The following is a 17,186-nucleotide window of genomic DNA, read 5'->3' as shown; positions in this document are numbered from 1 at the left end:
ACCGGCGCGATCCCCGGCCGAATGGCGCTCGCGCACGTACGATTCCCCGATGACGTCGACAACGGCCGAGGTCGAGGCGGGGACGGCCCCGAAGCGGGCGAAGGCGATCCTGGTCGCGCTGATCCTGGTCGCCGGGGTGGCCAACATCAATCTCGCGGTGGCGAACGTCGCGCTGCCCGACATCGGCAAGGCACTCGACGCGAGTTCGACGCAGCTGAACCTGGTCGCGGTCGGCTACTCGCTGGGTCTCGCGGCGTCGGTGCTCTACTTCGGCGCGCTGGGAGATCGGCACGGCCGCAAGCGAATGCTCATCATCGGCATGTGCCTGTCGATCCCGGCGTCGCTCGTCGCCGGGTTCGCGCCCAACGTCGAGGTCCTGTTCGGCGCTCGTCTGGTGGGTGGAATCGCTGCCGGCCTGGCCTTTCCGACGACCCTGGCGGTGATCACCGCCCTGTGGTCGGGACCCAAGCGCGTCCGGGCGATCGCCGCGTGGTCGGCGTTCGGCGGTGCGATCTCGGCGCTGGGGCCGGTGCTGTCCGGAGCCCTTCTCGAGGTCTTGTCGTGGCACTCGGTGTTTCTGGTGACCCTGCCGCTCGCCGTCGTCGCGCTGGTCACCGCGTGGCGGCTGGTGCCCGCCGACACCGGTGACGAGGCGGCGGTCGTCGACAACCTGGGCGGCGTCGTGTCCATCGTGATGGTGGGCTCGCTCGTCCTCGCGATCAACTTCGCCCCGAATTCCGATCAGCGACTCCAGGTCTACATCCTGGCGGCGATCGCGGTGCTGACCGGAGCGGGCTTCGTCTGGCGGCAGCTACGCGTGCGGGTTCCGCTGTTCGACCTCCGCATCGCCTCCCGACGCACCTTCTGGGTCGCGGCGGTGGGCGGGCTCATCGTGTTCGGCACGCTCATGGGAGCGATGTTCATCGGTCAGCAGTACATGCAGAACGTGCTGGGGTACTCCACACTCGCGGCCGGCGCCACGATCCTCCCGGCCGCGGCCGCCATGATCGTCGTGGCACCGCGGTCGGCGAAGCTGGTGCAGAACATGGGTTCGCGGTTCACCCTGCTGTCCGGCTACGCCTTCATCGTCGTCGGCCTGGTGCTCGCGATGCTCACCTGGGACGAGGACGCTCAGTTCTGGCATGTCGGCCTGGTCTACGTCCTCGTCGGGGTGGGTGTCGGCCTCGCGGGGACACCGGCGTCGCAGTCGCTGACCGGCTCGGTACCCGTTCAGCGTGCCGGAATGGCGTCGAGCATGTCCGATCTGCAGCGCGACCTGGGCGGCGCGATCCTGCAGTCCACCCTCGGTGCGATCTTGACCGCGGGTTACGCGAATCAGCTGCGGGAGACCATCTCCGATTCTCCGCAGGCCGATGAGGTCACCGAACAGACCGAAGCCGCGCTGACGAAGTCGTTCTCGAGCGCGGAGGTCTTGGCCGAACGCTATCCGCAGTACGCCGATCAGATCATCGCTGCGGCCCGCGACGCGTTCGTACAGGGCGACAAGTACGCCTACGGCGCGGCGGCCGGCATCGTCGTGCTGGGTGCGGCGGTGGTGTTCTTCTTCTATCCCAAACACGACGCGGAGCGAACGGCGATGGCGGAGTACGCGAAGCAACGCAGCCTGTGATCCCCGGGAACGCTCAGCCCTCGAAGCGGCTGGCGGCGGTGACGTCCTCGGTCAGGCAGTAACCGACCGAGAGAGGCTGTGTGAAGGACCATTTCGTCTCGTCCTCGGTACAGGTGAGGGAGTCGCCGCCCCGGCTGACGGTCTTGGCGAGGATGGTGCTCTCTGCCGGGGAGGCGTCGCATTCGACCTCACGGTAGTCGGCGAGCTTGCCGCCGCCGACCGGGATCTGGTAGCACGTGTCGACGGCGAAGTTGGGTGTGAGGCAGAGCTTCTGGTCGCCTTCGCCGAACGTGAGCGCCGAGGTGTTGGGTGTTCCGCACTCCGCCGAGGTGCCGACCTTGTCGGCGGCGTAGAAGGTGAGGCCCTCGGTCCCTTCGCAGTCGGCCTTGGTCGCCTCGACCTTGCCCTCGCCGGCCTCGGCACCGATCTGCAGGCACTCGCCCACGTCGATGTCGGAGGCCTCTTCGACGGATTGCGTGCCGACGCTGACACTGCAGGCCGCCAGCGCCGAGAAGCCCACACAGGCCGCGATCACGGCGGCCCGCCGGCCGAGCTGCCAGAAGGGCTTGTCCACGGAGGGAACGTCGATGCCGGACCCGGCAATCCGATCGTCGGTGGCCTGCGAATGGCTGTGGGTGCTGCGCGACATCGTGGTTCCTATCGTCTGGAGTGGGCGGATGCCCGGTCTCGGCGGTTCATCGTGGTGATCAGGTGATGAACGACAGGATGTCTGCGCGCGCTTGGCGCGAACTTGGGGTCGACTTGTCCGGCCCTTGAGGCCTGTCCAAGTCGCCCCCAGAAGTCGCGCCTGCGAGAGGAGAGCCGATGTCCGTCGCGTCCGGCGGTGTCGTCCGTGTGGTGTTGCCGCATCAGTTGTTCGAATCGCACCTCGACGCCGAGCCCGGCACCCGCTTCGTCCTCGTCGAGCACGATCTGATGTTCCGGCAGTACCGGTTCCACGTGCAGAAACTCATCCTGCACCGGGCGAGTATCCGCAGGTTCGCGGAGCGATTGCGCGCCCGGGGCTTCGAGGTCGACGTCCTGGAAACCGACGCGGACGAGTCCAGTCACGACCAGCTCGTCGGATACCTCTCCCGTCGGAAGCCGGCGTCTGTCCACCTGTACGACGTCGTCGACGACTGGCTGATCGGGGACCTGCTGGCGGCCTTCGAGCACGCCGGGTGCCCACTCGCGGTCGACGACATCGCCGAGAGCCCGAACTTCCTCACCACCCGACGCCAGATCCGGGAGTTCTTCACCGGGAAGCGGCCGCGGATGCAGCAGTTCTACACCTGGCAGCGCCGGCGACTCGGTGTCCTCGTCGACGCCGACGGCAAGCCGGAGGGCGGCCGGTGGAGCTTCGACACCGAGAACCGGAAGAAGCTGCCGAAGGGCCGCGAGGTTCCGCAACCGACACCGCCGGAGCGCCATCCCGAGGTCGACGCCGCGATCGCCTGGGTGTCGGACGAGTTTCCCGACAACCCGGGTGACGCCGACGGCTTCGGCTGGGCGACGTCTCACGACGAGGCGCGCGCGATGCTCGAGCAGTTCCTCGCCGACCGGTTCGCGGAGTTCGGGCCGTACGAGGATGCGATCAGCACCGAGCACCCGTTCGTGTTCCATTCGCTGCTGACGCCCGGCCTGAACATCGGGCTGGTGAGTCCGCGGACGGTGCTGACCAGGGCCCTGGAGGTCGGGGATCGCAACCGCGTTCCGCTGGCCGGTGTCGAGGGTTTCGTGCGGCAGCTGATCGGGTGGCGGGAGTACATGCGGGCGTCCTATGAGATCCGCGGCCGTGGTCTCCGGAGCCGGAACCACCTGGGCCACGACCGGAAGCTGGCGGACGGATGGTGGACCGCGGAGACCGGCCTCGAACCGGTCGATCTCGTCATCCGGCGGGTCCTCGCACACGGGTATGCCCATCACATCGAGAGATTGATGGTCCTGGGCAACGCGATGTGTCTGCTCCGCACCGACCCCGAGGAGATCTACGAGTGGTTCATGGAGATGTTCGTCGATGCCTACGACTGGGTGATGGTCCCGAACGTGTACGCCATGAGTCAGTTCGCGGCGGGAGACGCGATCACCACCAAGCCCTACGTCTCGGGTAGCAACTATCTGCGAAAGATGTCCGACATCCCGCCCGGGGAGTGGGCCGAGGAGTGGGACGGTCTCTACTGGACGTTCGTCCGCGACCACCGGGACGTCTTCGAGGCCAACGCCCGCTCGAACTTCCTCGCGCGGGCCTACGACCGGCTGCCGGCGGGTACGAAGGCGGCGCACAGCCGACGGGCCGGCCGCTGGCTGAGTTGACGACCCCGCGGCTCAGCGCTGTTCGAGCGAGGCGTCGAGTGCCTCGAGTTGTTCGGGCCGCACGTCGCGGAGCACGGCGAGGGTCGCGGTGATCGCGAGGTCGCAGGCCTCGTCGACGCCCGCGCCGTCGACGATGAGGGCGCGGTGCGCGACGTCCAGGCTCATGCCGAGCAGGAGTGAGGCGAGGGTGTCCGCGCTGGCGGCGATGCCCGCGCCGCGTTCGGCGTAGTTGTCCCGCAGGCGTGCGGCGATCCGCGGTTCGAGCGCGGCGTAGAGCCGACGGTCGCCACCGCCCTCACGATGGCCGATGAGGACGCGCAAACCGGCCGGGTGGCGTCGGGCGTAGTCGAACAGCGCCTGCACCGAGTAGCGGGCGCGGGCACCGTAGGGCATGTCCTCACTCGCGTCGTACACCTCGAACATGAACGAGGTGAACGTGTCCAGCTCGCGTGTCATCACGCGATTGACCAGTTCGTCCCGGGACCCGAAGTGCGCGTACAGGGTCACCCGGGTGGTGCCGCCGCGTTCGGCGATGGCGGTCATCGTGGTGCGCTCGGCGCCGACCTCGGCGATGACCGCGCACGCGGCGTCGAGCAACTCGTCGTCGGTGGGCCGGTTGCGCGTGTTGCGTGTCGGTCGTGCGGTACCGGCGTCGGTTGGTACCGGATGGTTCTCTGCTCCGGTGGCCACGTCGCTCCCGGTCCCCGTTCGTCTCGTCCGTGCGCCTGCTGACCGTCGCGGCCTACGAGGCGAGATCCCCGACGGTGCGGCCGAAGTAGGCCGCCTCGACCATGTCTCGGCGACTGCGGAGTTCGCTCGCGGGTGCCGAGAGTGCGACACGACCATGATGGAGCACGATCGCGGCGTCGGCGATGCCGAGGGCCAGATCGATGTGCTGTTCGACGAGGACGACCGCCATCTGGTGTTCGTCGGCGATCGACCGCAAGCGGGGCAGCAGGTCCTGCACCGCGACCGGGGAGAGGCCGAGGCTCAGCTCGTCGATGAGCAGGACCTTCGGGTTCGCGAGCAGCGCCTTCGCGAGCGCCAGCATCTGCTGTTCGCCGCCGGACAGGTTGCCGCAGCGCCGCCCCCGCATCGTCTTGAGCTTGGGGAAGTACTGATAGACGGTGTCGAGGTCGGGTCCGTTGCGACGCTTTGCGAGGCGGAGGTTGTCCGACACCGACAGGCGGTGGAACACGCCTCGCGTGTCGGGCACCAGGGTGACGCCCCGGCGCGCGTTTCGTTCGACCCGGCGGTCGATCGGGACCCCCAGGGCGGTCACCGTGCCCGACATCACGCCGAGGGCGCCGACCGCGGCGAGCAGGCTCGTCGTCTTTCCCGCCCCGTTCGGGCCGAGCAGGGCCAGGATCTCGCCGGGGCGTACGGACGCGCTGAGGCCGCGCACCGCCGGCACCCCGCCGTAACCGACGGTGATCTGGTCGATCTCCAGCACCGGTGCCGTCGGGTCCGTCGTGCTCATCTCGTCTCCTTCGGGGCGTGCCCGATCGGGCCGTTGTCTGACGGTCGTTCGGTGCCGATGTCGCCGTCGGACGGGCCGGCCGCCGGAACAGGTGCCTCGACGACGGCGTCCGGATCCACCTCGGGACTGCCGAGGTAGGCCGAGATCACCGCGGGGTCGTCCTGGATGGCGGCGGGTGGTCCGCTGGCGATCACGCGACCGAAGTCGAGCACGTACAGGCGGTCGCACACGTCGAGCACCAGGGACATGTCGTGGTCGATCAGCAGGATGCCGATGCCGGTCGCGGCGATCCGGCGCAGTTCGGTACCGAACTCGCGGCTCTCATGGGTGTCGAGTCCGGCGGCCGGTTCGTCGAGCAGGACGAGTTGCGTCCCACCGACCAGCGCGCGCGCCACACCCACGAGCTTCTGCTGTCCGAGGGCCAACTCGCCGGGGAGCTGATCGGCGGCACCGGCGAGGCCGACGAGTTCGAGCGCCGACGAGATGACGTCGGCTGGCGGCCGGGAACCGTTGACGACGTCGGCGAACATGGCCCGCAGACCGACGGGTTGCACTGCAACCGCGAGGTTCTGGGCGACGGTGAGGTCGGTGAACAGTTCGCCTGCCTGCCACGTGCGGGCCATGCCCGCCCGGCGGCGGCGATGTGAGCTCGCCTTGTCGAGTCGCTCCCCGCGCAGCGACACCGTGCCGGTGGCTTTCGTGAACCCGGTGACGGCGTCGACGAACGTGGTCTTGCCCGCACCGTTGGGGCCGATCAGCCCGACGATCTCGCCTGCCGAGACCGTGATGTGGATGTCGGTGTTGGCGCTGACGCCGCCGTACCGGACCGACAGTCCGCCGGTCTCGAGGAGCGTCGTCGGCGCGGTCTGCGGTTCGGCTGTCGACTCAGACATGTGCACCCTCCTGTGCGTTCTGGGCCGCGCCCGGCGCTTCCGGATGGGGTGGTGGCCGGTGTCTCTGGGCGCGAATCCGGTCGCCGAACTCCGACACCGCGCCCGCGACCCCGACCGGGTTCAGCACCGCCATCAGCAGCAGGCTGCCGGCGGCGAAGAGTTCGTAGTACTCACCGAGATCGAGGGTTTGGTTGAGGAACACATAACCCACGCCCAGCGGTCCGATGATGCCGGCGAGGACCGCGCCGGCGAACGACGTGATACCGCCGACGTAGGTCATCGCGAGCAGCGTCAGCCCGATCATGACCGTGAACGAGCCGGCGGACAGCTGGCCGCGGCTGTACCCGATGAGGCAGCCGCCGATGCCGGCGAGGAAGGCCGACAGCGCGAAACCGAGCAATTTTGTTGCGGCCACGTTGATCCCGACCGACGACGCCGCGCGCTCGTTGGACCGCACGGCCAGGAAGGCCCGTCCGGTCGAGCCGCCCATGAAGCGCAGCACCACCAGGGTCGCGATGGCGACGACGATCAGGACCATCAGCGAGAAGCGGATCGTGACCAGGTTGGTGCCGTCACGCACGCCGAGGTCGAGGCCGAAGATCGTCGGGTCCTCGATGAGGTTGCCCTCGAAGGACGTGATCGCCGGATTGTTGAAGATGAAGCTCTGGATCGCCAGCGCCGCGGCAAGGGTCACGACGGCGAGCTGTGCACCCCGGATCCGGAGTGCGGGTACGCCCACCAGGACACCGAGACCGGTCGCGATCAGGGCCGCGAAGATCATGCTGAACGGGAAGGGTACGTCCCAGTTGGTCGTCAGCTTCGACAGCGCGAAACCGGCCGCACCGGCAAAGGCCATGCTGGCCAGTGAGATCTGGCCGAGGTAACCGGTGAGGAGCACGAGGGACAGGGCGATGAGGCTGAGGATCACCGAGGTCACGACGCCGAATCGCCAGCTGCCCGAGGTGAGCAGGATGGCCGCGACGACGACGGCGATGCAGACGGTCGCCGGGATCACCCGGATGCGCGGGATCCGGACCGCGGGCATCCGCACCTCGCCGAGTGAACCGCGGGACGGGATGCGACCGCCCAGCAGGAAGAGGGCGATGACGACGATGATGAACGGGACGGCGTCGCCGAGGCCGGCCTGCGCCCATTCGGGCCACCAGTCCTTGGTGGTGAGCCACGTGATGACCGACTGGAATGCGCCGAGGACAAGACCTGCGGCGCAGGCGATCCCGAAGGAGGTGAGCCGGCCGACGAGCGCGACGGCCAGCGCCGGGATGACGAAGAAGGTGTAACTGGTCTCGGTGAGTCCGATGGTGTACGACGCGAGCACGACGATGAGTCCGGTTGCCGCTCCGGTCAGCGCCCAGACGATCCCGGCGAGGCGGTCGGGTGAGTAGCCGGACAGTCGCGCGGCCAGCTCGTCTTCGGAGCCGGCGCGGGTCGCGACACCCAGGGTGGTGAGGCGGAAGTAGGCCCAGAGCACCAGCGAGACGGCGATGGCGACACCGGCCAGGATCAGATCCGAGACGTTGACGATCGCACCGGCGATGTCGACCGTGCTCTCCGGCAGGATCGCCTCGGCGAACAGGTTCTCGGTCTCGAAGCGCAAGTGCACCAGTGCCTGGATGAACAGCATGAGACCCACCGAGGCGACCACCTGCGCGAGCACCGGGGCCGAACGCAGCGGACGGAAGACGAGCACATGCGCGAGCAGGGCCCAGACCACCGCGCTGAGCACACCCAGGACGACCGCCAGTTCCATCGACGTGGGATCGGATTCACTGCCGAGACTCAGGGTGCCGATCGGCAGGACGAGACTGCCGTCGGTGCGTAGTGCGGCAACGAGATAGACCGAGTACAGGCCGATGGCGCCCTGCGCGAAGTTGATGATGCCGGTGGCGGCGTAGATGCCCACGAGCGACGACGCGAGCACCGAGTAGATGGCACCGGCGGATAGTCCGAGGAAGACGAACTGGAGGAACTGGCCCATGTGGTGTACTCATTCGTTCGGCGCGTAGGGATCTCACGCGCGTGGGGGTTGAAAGAAGGGTCGGGGTCGCGACGCAGAGTCGGATGTGGCGGGGTGGGTGTCCACCCCGCCACCTCGAGACCTGTCTCAGTAGGCGCCCGGGATGCGCTGCAGCGCAGCCGGGAGCGGGGTGATGAAGCCGCCGGTGGCGGGTTCGGTCTTCTTGTCGGCGACGACGTCGAAGAGCAGCATCTCGGTGGTGCAGTTCGGCGTGGTCGGCTTACCGCAGTTGAGCTTCGGGCCGATGAAGGACTGGTAGTCCGTGACTGCCTTCAGTGCGCCGAGCACGTTGGGTCCGGTGTAGTCGGTCACCTTGGCGTTGTTCAGCGTGATCGCGAAGTCCGCGAGGGTCGCGAACGTGCCGTAGGCGTAGAAGCCCGCGGTGCCACCCTGCTCGTCGATGAACGTCTGGGCGATTCCGAGATTCGCCTTGGCCGGCTCCGGAGCGGAGTCCTTGGCCGGGGGCTGCCAGATCGGTGAATAGGTCTGCGCACCAACGGCTTGCGGGCCCAGGGTGTCGATGAACTCGGTGCAGGCCGCCATGAACATGGTGCCCTCGTAGTTCACCGAGCGCAGTGACTGGGCGAGCTTGGTGCACACGTTGTCGTTCGGTGCCGTCATCAGGCCGGCGGCCGCGGGGTTGCCCTCGGCCAGCGTTGTGGCGAGTGAGGTGAAGTTCGGGCCGGTCGGCGGGTAGTAGACCGACTTGACGTCGATGCCGAGTTGCGTGCCGAGCGGCTTCATCAGCCCGTCGAACACCTGATGTGCCTGCGGCAGATCGGCATTCGCCAGGGTCAGCGACGTCTTGTTCGACGCCTTGAGCTGCTGCATGAAGCCGACGAGGAACGCGGCGGGCGGCGGGCCGAAGTAGACGCGGTTCTCGGCCGAGGCGCCGGTGGAGGTGTTGAACGGGATCTGGCCGACCAGCGGGATGCCGGCCGAGGTGAGAATCGGTACCGCGGAAGCGGACTCGGCGTTGTAACCGTCGATCGCGGCGACCACGCCGGCCTCGACGAACTGATTCGCGCAGGACACCGTCGATTCCGGTGCGGTCTGGTCGATTCCGCAGTCGACGATCTCGACGGGACGGCCACCGATGCCGCCGATCTGGTTGTTGATGTAGTCCAGGGCGGCTTCCTTGCCGGTGGTGACGCCGCCTTGGGTCGCGGGTCCCTTGCTGGGGTTGAACAACCCCACCTTGATCGCCTCGCCCGAGGCCTTGGTGCCACTGGCATCCGCGGCTGAGCCGTCCGACGATCCGCCGTCGTCGCTGCTACACGACACGACCGAGAAGATGCAGGCCGCGGCGATGGCGACCGCCGCCAACCGTCCGGATCTCCTGCGTGAATTCGACCAACGCATGTTTCGACTGCCTTTCCCGATGAACTCCGGGCACGACGACACAGCCCTGCGAGAGGGCATGGCGACATCGCCCCGGCGGGGCTGAGAAGGAATGAGTTCATCGACCCAGCGCTGTGTCTGGGTCTGTGATTCCGGCACCGTCCGCCCAGGTCACGGCGGTGAGTCCACGTCGGATGTGATGTGGGCCACTCGAAAAGTAGCCACATCCTTACGCTGGTGTCAAGCTGTTGCGACAAACTGGACACACACTGCACCAGATCGATACGGAACTGCCGGTTGCGAACGAGTTCGCAACCGGCAGTGGGACAAACGATTAAGTCATCGTGAGGTCGGGGCGGTCCTCAGCGAACGGTCACCCGGCCGTCGGGGCCGACGGCGACATCGGCGGTGTAAGCCCGCACGAGGTCGAGGCGCTGCCAGGAGGTGCGGCCGGGGCGCTGGTCGTCGAGCGGGTACCCGGCGGGTGCCGCCGTCTGTGCCAGGACCTGGCGTCGCTGCTCGTCGGTGAGTCGCGGGTACGCCGAGGCGATCAGGTCGACGGCCTGGGGCGGTACCGCCATCGGATGCGTCGACGAGGCGACGCGACCGAAGCCGTAGGTCATCCGCTGCGCGTAGATCGTGCGGGCCTCGGCGTCGGTGACATAGGGCGTGTCGCGCGCGATGCACACCGACAGGGCTGCACCGCAACGCCATTCGAGTTCCTTGCGGATCTCTGCGGCGGAGGCGGTGAGGAGCCGGCGGAATTCGGGGTCGTTCCAGCGATCGGCGGCGGCGGCCTGCCCGACCATCGCCCCGCCGATCACGTCGAGCGGGTAGTGCACGCCCAGCACGATGCGGTGATACCCGCCCTCGGAGGCGCGGGCGAGGAACTGCGGCGCGAGCTCGGGCAGCATCGACGCGAACAGCGTGCCCCGCCAGAAGAACAGGCTGCTGTGACCGGACGGGAACGACGGGTTGCTGCCCAGGGCGTCGTACTCGCTGGCGCCGGGGCGCATGTACTTGCGGATCCGCTGGGGCGCCACGATGAACGGTCGCTGGTAGCCGAAGGCGTACTTCTCGACCAGTGTCGCGTTCGCCAACCCGCCCGCGCGGGCGAGGTAGTCGCTGAAGAGCGCGGTCGTCTTCGGCAGCCGGCCGGCGGCGAGGGCATCGGAGAAATGGCGTCCGAGTCGTGCGCCGAAGGCGTCAGACATCGTCTGCAGCGGATCGTCGTGTGCGTCGGCGAGCGCTCGACGCTGCAACGCCGGGTCGTCGGCCGCGGACTGGTTGATCGCGACCGCGGTCTCGAGGTTGCGGGCCATGACCTCCGGGTGATCCCGGCGCAGCGCGGTGAAGGTCTCGACGGGCGGCAGGTAAACGCCGCCGGGGTAGGACGAGACATCCGAGGCGTAGAGCCGCGCCAGGTCGGTGACGGGGAACGGCGACGGCGCGGGCTTGGCCGGCGCGGCCTGGGCCGGTGCCGCGAGCGAGAGGGTCGCGGCGATGGCTGCCGCGGTACCGACCAAGGATGCGGCAAACCGTGACCAGCGGACCGAACCCCCTGCTGCCTGAGCCGGCGACGAGCGCAGCGAGGAGACTGAACCCCCTGCTGCCTGAGCCGGCGACGAGCGCAGCGAGGAGCCGAGTCGAAGGCCGGTCGTCGTTCGCGGTCGGGCGGCGCTGTCCGAGATCACGCCCTCGATCCTAGAGGGGAATGTTCGCGGGGCGAACGGGCGCGTGCATCGCGCCTTGCGGGCCGCGGCCGACTCACCCGAGCGGCAATCCCTGCTCGAGCAGGTCGATGGCGCGCAGTGTCGTCTCGAGCGGCGGCATCTCCCGGTTCTCGTCGATCTCGGTGGCCAGGTGGAAGGTGACCCCGGCGACCGCGTCGAGGAAGACCTTGAGCCGGAAGTCGTCGGGCGCGATCCGCAGATAGTCGGCGATGAGCTGGGTCATGTCCGAGATCATGCGCTCGGACTCGACCTGAAAAGTCTTCTGCAGCAACGGTTCGTTGCGGATGAGCTGCATGCGTAGCGGATTGCCCACCCACGGGTCGTCGACCGTCAGGCGGTGCAGCTCGGTCATCAGGCGTCGGATGAGGTCGAAGTGGTTGAGCCCGGGCGGCATCGACTCGACGATCGCCCGCGCCTCGGCGTGCAGGTGCTCGTCACCGATGACCACCCGTTCCTTCGACGGGAAGTAGCGGAAGAAGGTCGTGTGCGAGACGCCCGCGGCTTCTGCGATCTGCTCGACGGTGGTCTTCGCGTATCCCTGTTCGGCGATCAACGTGATCGCGGCCTGCCGGATCGCGTTGCGGGTGCGTAGTTTGTTCTGTTCGCGCAGGCCCATCCGACGCCCCGGGGTCGATCCCGGGGCGTCGGAGGTGTCGTGCACCGTCAGGCAATCGCCCATGTGTGCTCACTCATTGTCGAAAGGCATGTCCAGCTGGTCAGTTCGCCGGGACCGGAGTCCTGGTGTCGTCCGGCTCCTCGAGCCCGCGATGGCGGACTGCTTCGCCCTCGATGTCGAAGTTGATCACGAAGCGGTCCAGCCATCGCGGCAGTCCCCAGGCGCGGTCGCCGAGCAGCGCGATCACTGCGGGAACCACCAGCATGCGGATCACGAAGGCGTCGAAGAAGACTGCCGCGGCCAGGGCGAAGCCCATCATCTTGGCGGTCGTCTCCGGGGAGAGCATGAACGCGGCGAAGACGCTGATCATGATGATCGCCGCAGAGGTCACGACCCGCGCGCCGTGCCGGTAACCGGCCACGATCGCCTCCTTGGCCGACATGCCGTGGATGTACTCCTCGCGCATTCGCGTCACGAGGAACACCTGATAGTCCATCGCGAGCCCGAACACCACGCCGATCAGGAAGATCGGCAGGAACGAGATGATCGGCTGGGTCTGGGTGATCAGTCCGAGCCAGCCCTCCTGGAAGATCGCGACGGTGATGCCGAAGGTCGCGAGCACGGAGAAGATGAAGCCGACGGTGCCGACGAGCGGAACCCACAGCGAGCGGAACACGCCGATCATGATCAGGAACGCCAGACCGACGACCACGATCAGGTAGGGGATGAGCGCGTCGTCGAGCTTCTGCGACAGGTCCGACATGATCGCGGTCTGGCCGCCGACGTGCAGTTCGGCGCCCCGCTCTTCGACGGTCGGCGCGAATGCGCGGATCTGCTCCATCAGTTCGTGGGTCGCCTGCGACGACGGTGAACTCTCCGGCGTCACGATGATGAGCGCGGTGTTGCCGTTCTGCCCGCCCTCGTTGCCCGTCCAGGTGAGCGCCGGGGCATTGGCGACGTCGCCGAGCCCGGCGATGTGGCGGACGGTTTCGTCGGCGGCGGCCTTGATCTGACCGTCGTCGTCGTGCACGACGACGAGCAGCGGGCCGTTGATGCCCTCGCCGAATCCGCGGCTGAGCAGTTCTTGCGCGGGCGCCTCGGCCTCGCTCGTCAGCGACAGGCCCAACTCCATCTTGGTGGCCGGGATCGCCGCCACCGTCAGCGCCAGAAGGCCCAGGACGATGAACGGGATCGGCCACTTCACCACTGTGCGGCCGACTCGGATCCCGAGGGTGTCGTCGGATTCGGACTCCTCGGCATGCTTGATCCACGGGATCTTGGGCACGAAGGCGAACCGTCCGAAGGCGCCGAGGAGGGCGGGGATCAGCGTCAGGGCGGCGAGAACGGCGATCAGGACCGCGACGCCGGCACCGGCGCCCATCTGGGTGATGATCGGGATGCCGATGACCACGAGCGCGACCACCGCGATGATGACCGTCAGGCCGGCGAACACCACCGCGGACCCGGCGGTGCCGACGGCCCGGCCCGCCGCGTCTTCGGGCGCACCACCTCGCCGGAGTTCGGCTCGATAGCGCGACACGATGAACAGGGCGTAGTCGATGGACACCGCGATGCCGAGCATCGTCACGATGGCCGTCGCCGACTCGTTGATCGACAGGACCTCGGCCGACAGGTTGAGCAGCATGATCGTGATCGAGACGCCGACGATGGCGGTCACGAGTGGGATGAACGCCGCGATCAACGCACCGAACGCCACGATCATCACGACGAAAGCGACTGCGAAGCCGATCAATTCGGCGGCTCCACCCGGTTCCATCACCTGCATGAGGGACCCGGTGGCCTCCACCTGCAGGCCGTCTCGGCTGTTCTCCTCGAGGATCTTGACCAGCTCGTCCTTGTTCTCGACGGTGAGGTCGAGCATCTCGATGTTCTGGCGGACCTGGATCAGCCCGACCCGGCCGTTGTCACCGACGACCGTCGGCGCGAGCGCCGGCTGGGCCGCCGCGACGGCGAGCGGGTTCGCGACGGTCTGGGGATCGATGACATCCGGCAGGGTCCGCAGATCTTCGGCCAGCGCCTCCAGTTGCGCGGTGTGATTCTGCAGGCCACCCTCCGCCGCGACCAGGATGCTGGTGGAAGCCCGCTCCTGCTGCTGCATCACCTGCGGGAAGTAGTCCTGGACCTGTTCGGTGGCGATGCCGGAGTCGGTTCCGGGGAGGCTGAAGTCCTTCGCGAACTTCGGTTGCAGAGTGCCGACGAGGCCGGCGACCGCGATCAGCGCGACCAGCCAGGCCGCGATCACCACCCATTTGTGCCGGAAGGAGAACCTCCCGAGTGCGAACAAGTACGACGCCATGACGTGGAAACCCTCCGGTGCTTCGCGGGACCGGCCCCCGACGGGCGCGGCAGGTGATCGATAAAATGATAGCCACTCACACTCGGCACTGAGTACCACTTTTGTCGATGTGCTCAGTCACACTGCGCGTGTCGATGTGGGGCAGATCGCCACTCGCGGGGGTTCGGGGCCGCGACGCGCCGCCGGAGGGGTCCCTCGGCGCGCGTTGGCTTCTTATCGCTCCATGAGGAGGCCCGGAGCGTGCGGAGGGCCGTCTCGAAGGTCTCGTCAGCGGGCGTTCGGCGGCGCCTGGTCTCCGCGGGGATCGACGTCGGGACGGTTACGCGGATCGATCGGATTGTTCGAATGCCGACCGGACTGCTGGCCGGCACCGGCCGCGTTGCCCCATCCGTCGGAGTCCTGTCCGTCCGCGGTCCGCCCGTCTCCATTACGTCCGTCTGCATTACGTCCGTCAGCGTTCCGTCCGTCTGTGTTTCGTCCCTCTGCGTTCCGTCGCACGTCGGGGTCCAGCCGATCCGCGCGAGCGAACTCACTCTCGACCTCTTGCCGTGACTCCGCGGCATGTCCCTGGTGGTGTCGTGCCTGCTCCTGGAGGCGCTTGGCCTCCGCCGCCTTCGCATCCGCCTCGGCCTTGGCCTGGCGTGCACGGGCGTCCGCCTCCTCGGCGACGGCCTCACGATGGCGGACCGACGAGACCTGCTGGGCGGCGTTCTGCCGGATCTCCTCGGCTTGTACCCGTCGGCGCGCCTTTCGCTGGCGCAGCAGCAACAGCACGAGCGCAAGGACGACGATCACGACGACGACGGCGATGATGATCCAGATGGCGGTGTCCACGGCTCACTCTTTTCCTCGATGATGGTGGTGTCGGGTACCCCGCCCCGGGGTTGCCTAACCCACGCCGGACCTCGCGCTGAGCTGCGGCCGCGTGGCGGTCACCGCGGTGCGCCCACGCGCTCCGGCGGCCTCCGCCGATCGGCGGACGCGGTGATGCGGTCGTAACTCCGGTGCCACAACCACTCCAGGGGGCCGCGTTCGAAGCGGCTGAGCCAGACGTGGGAGAACAGCATGAGCACTGCGGTGATGGCGAAATAGAGTGTCACCGTGGCGGGCACCAGCGTCGTGCCGTCGAGATGCCGAGCGAGTCCAGCGCCCCAGCCGTAGCAGACCGCGCCGGCGATGGCGTTCTGAAGCACGTAGCAGGACAACGCCATTCGCCCGATCGACGTCAGGGCGCGACCGCATCGCCCGGGGGTGTGGCCGTCGGCATAGTAGCCGGCGACCCAGGCGAGCAGACCGAGTGCGACGACCGGCGCCAGGCCGTATCGCCCCACGACGAGTCCGGCGTCCCCGCCAGCCAGCCCGATGGCGAGATCGAGGGGAAGTGCCACTCCCAGTCCGGCGACCATCAGGCGGCGGCGCAACCTGGCTCCGCGCGCTTCGAGAAATCCGGCACGCAGAAGCGCGGCGCCGACGAGGAACAGCGCGATCGACATCGGCAGGATGAAGATGACCTCGGCGCGGAACGTCAGCAGGTTCTCGGCGCGGAACGCGACGAGATCGATGAAACTGCCGTCCGCGTAGGGATTGGGGGACAGTTCGCCACCGGAGCCGGCCGGTGCCGGGGCGGCGAGGAGAGCCCAGGTCACCAGGCCCAGCAACATCACGTGCGTCGACGCAGCGACTGCGATGGCGACGTACTGGCGTCGAAGTCGCATCGACAGGAGGTAGGCGACGATGAGCCCGGTGACCGCGTAACCCATGAGGACGTCGAACTCGGTGAAAAGGAAGTAGTTGATCACGCCGTCGACGAACAGCAACGCGGCGCGCCAGAAGTACCGACCGGGCCAGCGGCGGCCTCGTCGAACGGCCGATCGCTGCTGGATGGCGAGTCCGATTCCGAACATGATCGTGAGCAGCCCCAGGAACTTGCCCTGGGTGAGTTGCTGTAAGAGGTCTTCGGCCACCGCCCAGGAGCCGGTGGCGTGGTGTGTGCCCTGGATGTAGCCGATGAGCCCTTCCGGGTTGGTGAAGATCCAGATGTTGGTGGCGAGGGTGCCCAAGATCGCGATACCGCGCAGGACGTCGAGTGCCGCGTGCCGGGTCGTCATCGTGTCTCCGTCCTTTGCTGGCACAGTCGTGCTATCAAAACACGAGATCAACGTAGCACGGGTGTACTACCATGAGTCAATGCCCAAGTTGATCGACCGAGACGAGCGACGCGCTGAGATAGCCGAGGCCCTGTGGCGGATCGTGTTGCGCGAAGGGGCGTCTGGGATCTCGGTCCGCGAGGTGGCGGCGGAGGCCGACATCTCGGTGGGTTCGCTACGCCACGTCTTCGCAGACAAGGAAGAGCTGCTCGAATTCTCGATGCGACTGATCTACGAGCGGGTCGAGCTTCGTCTGCGCCGGCACGAGCGGATTCGCAATCCGCTGCGTTGGGCCGAGGCCGTCTTGTCGGAGGCCCTACCGCTCGACGACGAGCGGCGCGTCGAGATGCATGTCAACATGGCCATGATCTCCGAGTCGGTGGCACATCCCGGACTCGCGACGGCTGCGCGCGAAGCCCACGACGGCCTGCGCTCGCTGTGCCGGACGGTGCTGAGTGTCCTCGACGAGCACGGGCTGATCGGCTCGGGCCGCGACCTCGACTCTCAGGCGATCGCGTTGCATGCCCTCGTCGACGGCCTGGCGATGCACCTGCTCCTCGCCGACACCGATTCGCCGGCTCGGGTCAGGCGCGTACTCGGCGACTACCTGACGGGGTTGGCGGTCGAGTCCGGAGAGATGTCGCAGTGACGCATGGTCGGTTGTCTGCGGGAATGGTTGCG

14 protein-coding genes are annotated in these 17,186 nt (G+C 67.8%); 3 read left to right on the top strand and 11 right to left on the bottom strand.

All coding sequences use genetic code 11. The features are described 5' to 3' along the window. The first annotated feature begins 49 nt into the window (after nucleotides 1-49). Entirely contained in the window at nucleotides 50-1,630 is a 1,581-nt protein-coding gene (locus AC3B6C_RS04650; protein WP_010843747.1) for an MFS transporter, read from the top strand. Nucleotides 1,631-1,643: 13 nt separating this feature from the next. On the opposite strand, the gene AC3B6C_RS04645 is transcribed toward AC3B6C_RS04650, so the two are convergent. Then, a complete protein-coding gene (locus tag AC3B6C_RS04645; RefSeq protein ID WP_488375154.1) occupies nucleotides 1,644-2,279 on the bottom strand; it encodes a pyridine nucleotide-disulfide oxidoreductase in 636 nt (211 codons plus the stop codon). 176 nt (nucleotides 2,280-2,455) lie between these two features. Here AC3B6C_RS04645 and AC3B6C_RS04640 point away from each other — a divergent pair, with 176 nt between their 5' ends. After that, on the top strand, nucleotides 2,456-3,943 hold the full coding sequence (locus AC3B6C_RS04640; RefSeq protein ID WP_488375153.1) for a cryptochrome/photolyase family protein: 1,488 nt from the start codon (nucleotides 2,456-2,458) through the stop codon (nucleotides 3,941-3,943). Between the two features lie 12 nt (nucleotides 3,944-3,955). Here the strand turns inward: AC3B6C_RS04640 and AC3B6C_RS04635 are convergent, their stop codons facing one another. The 10 genes from AC3B6C_RS04635 to AC3B6C_RS04590 all read right to left on the bottom strand — a co-directional run bounded on the left by AC3B6C_RS04635 (nucleotide 3,956) and on the right by AC3B6C_RS04590 (nucleotide 16,490). Then, nucleotides 3,956-4,633 (bottom strand): TetR/AcrR family transcriptional regulator, encoded by a 678-nt coding sequence (locus tag AC3B6C_RS04635; protein ID WP_010843744.1) that lies wholly within the window; start codon nucleotides 4,631-4,633, stop codon nucleotides 3,956-3,958. Nucleotides 4,634-4,685: 52 nt separating this feature from the next. Next, entirely contained in the window at nucleotides 4,686-5,423 is a 738-nt protein-coding gene (locus tag AC3B6C_RS04630) for an ABC transporter ATP-binding protein (RefSeq protein ID WP_055476183.1), read from the bottom strand. After that, the gene (locus AC3B6C_RS04625; protein ID WP_488375152.1) at nucleotides 5,420-6,316 is read right to left on the bottom strand and encodes an ABC transporter ATP-binding protein; all 897 of its coding nucleotides are present in this window, start codon (nucleotides 6,314-6,316) and stop codon (nucleotides 5,420-5,422) included. The genes AC3B6C_RS04630 and AC3B6C_RS04625 overlap by 4 nt, the downstream gene beginning before the upstream one ends. Continuing rightward, on the bottom strand, nucleotides 6,309-8,312 hold the full coding sequence (locus AC3B6C_RS04620; protein WP_014928268.1) for an ABC transporter permease: 2,004 nt from the start codon (nucleotides 8,310-8,312) through the stop codon (nucleotides 6,309-6,311). The genes AC3B6C_RS04625 and AC3B6C_RS04620 overlap by 8 nt, the downstream gene beginning before the upstream one ends. Before the next feature lie 126 nt (nucleotides 8,313-8,438). Continuing rightward, entirely contained in the window at nucleotides 8,439-9,713 is a 1,275-nt protein-coding gene (locus AC3B6C_RS04615) for an ABC transporter substrate-binding protein (RefSeq protein ID WP_488375151.1), read from the bottom strand. 341 nt (nucleotides 9,714-10,054) lie between these two features. Next, nucleotides 10,055-11,218, bottom strand: a complete 1,164-nt coding sequence (locus AC3B6C_RS04610) for a phosphatase PAP2 family protein (protein ID WP_488375150.1) — start codon at nucleotides 11,216-11,218, stop codon at nucleotides 10,055-10,057. A 241-nt stretch (nucleotides 11,219-11,459) separates the two neighbouring features. Then, nucleotides 11,460-12,104 carry a TetR family transcriptional regulator gene (locus AC3B6C_RS04605; RefSeq protein ID WP_488375149.1) on the bottom strand — a complete coding sequence of 215 codons (645 nt, stop codon included), beginning with the start codon at nucleotides 12,102-12,104 and terminating at the stop codon, nucleotides 11,460-11,462. Between the two features lie 37 nt (nucleotides 12,105-12,141). Then, a complete protein-coding gene (locus AC3B6C_RS04600; RefSeq protein ID WP_488375148.1) occupies nucleotides 12,142-14,358 on the bottom strand; it encodes an MMPL family transporter in 2,217 nt (738 codons plus the stop codon). Between the two features lie 267 nt (nucleotides 14,359-14,625). Further along, entirely contained in the window at nucleotides 14,626-15,192 is a 567-nt protein-coding gene (locus AC3B6C_RS04595) for a hypothetical protein (RefSeq protein ID WP_488375147.1), read from the bottom strand. A gap of 98 nt (nucleotides 15,193-15,290) precedes the next feature. Further along, nucleotides 15,291-16,490, bottom strand: coding sequence for a DUF418 domain-containing protein (locus AC3B6C_RS04590; protein ID WP_488375146.1), 1,200 nt, complete (start codon nucleotides 16,488-16,490; stop codon nucleotides 15,291-15,293). A gap of 55 nt (nucleotides 16,491-16,545) precedes the next feature. On the opposite strand from AC3B6C_RS04590, the gene AC3B6C_RS04585 reads away from it, so the two are divergent. Beyond that, entirely contained in the window at nucleotides 16,546-17,154 is a 609-nt protein-coding gene (locus AC3B6C_RS04585) for a TetR/AcrR family transcriptional regulator (protein ID WP_055476173.1), read from the top strand. The last annotated feature ends 32 nt before the right edge of the window (nucleotides 17,155-17,186 follow it).

Source organism: Gordonia sp. 11cp, assembly GCF_057767225.1.
Note: the sequence above shows the minus strand (reverse complement) of the source record. Positions and strands in the feature narration are given on the sequence as shown.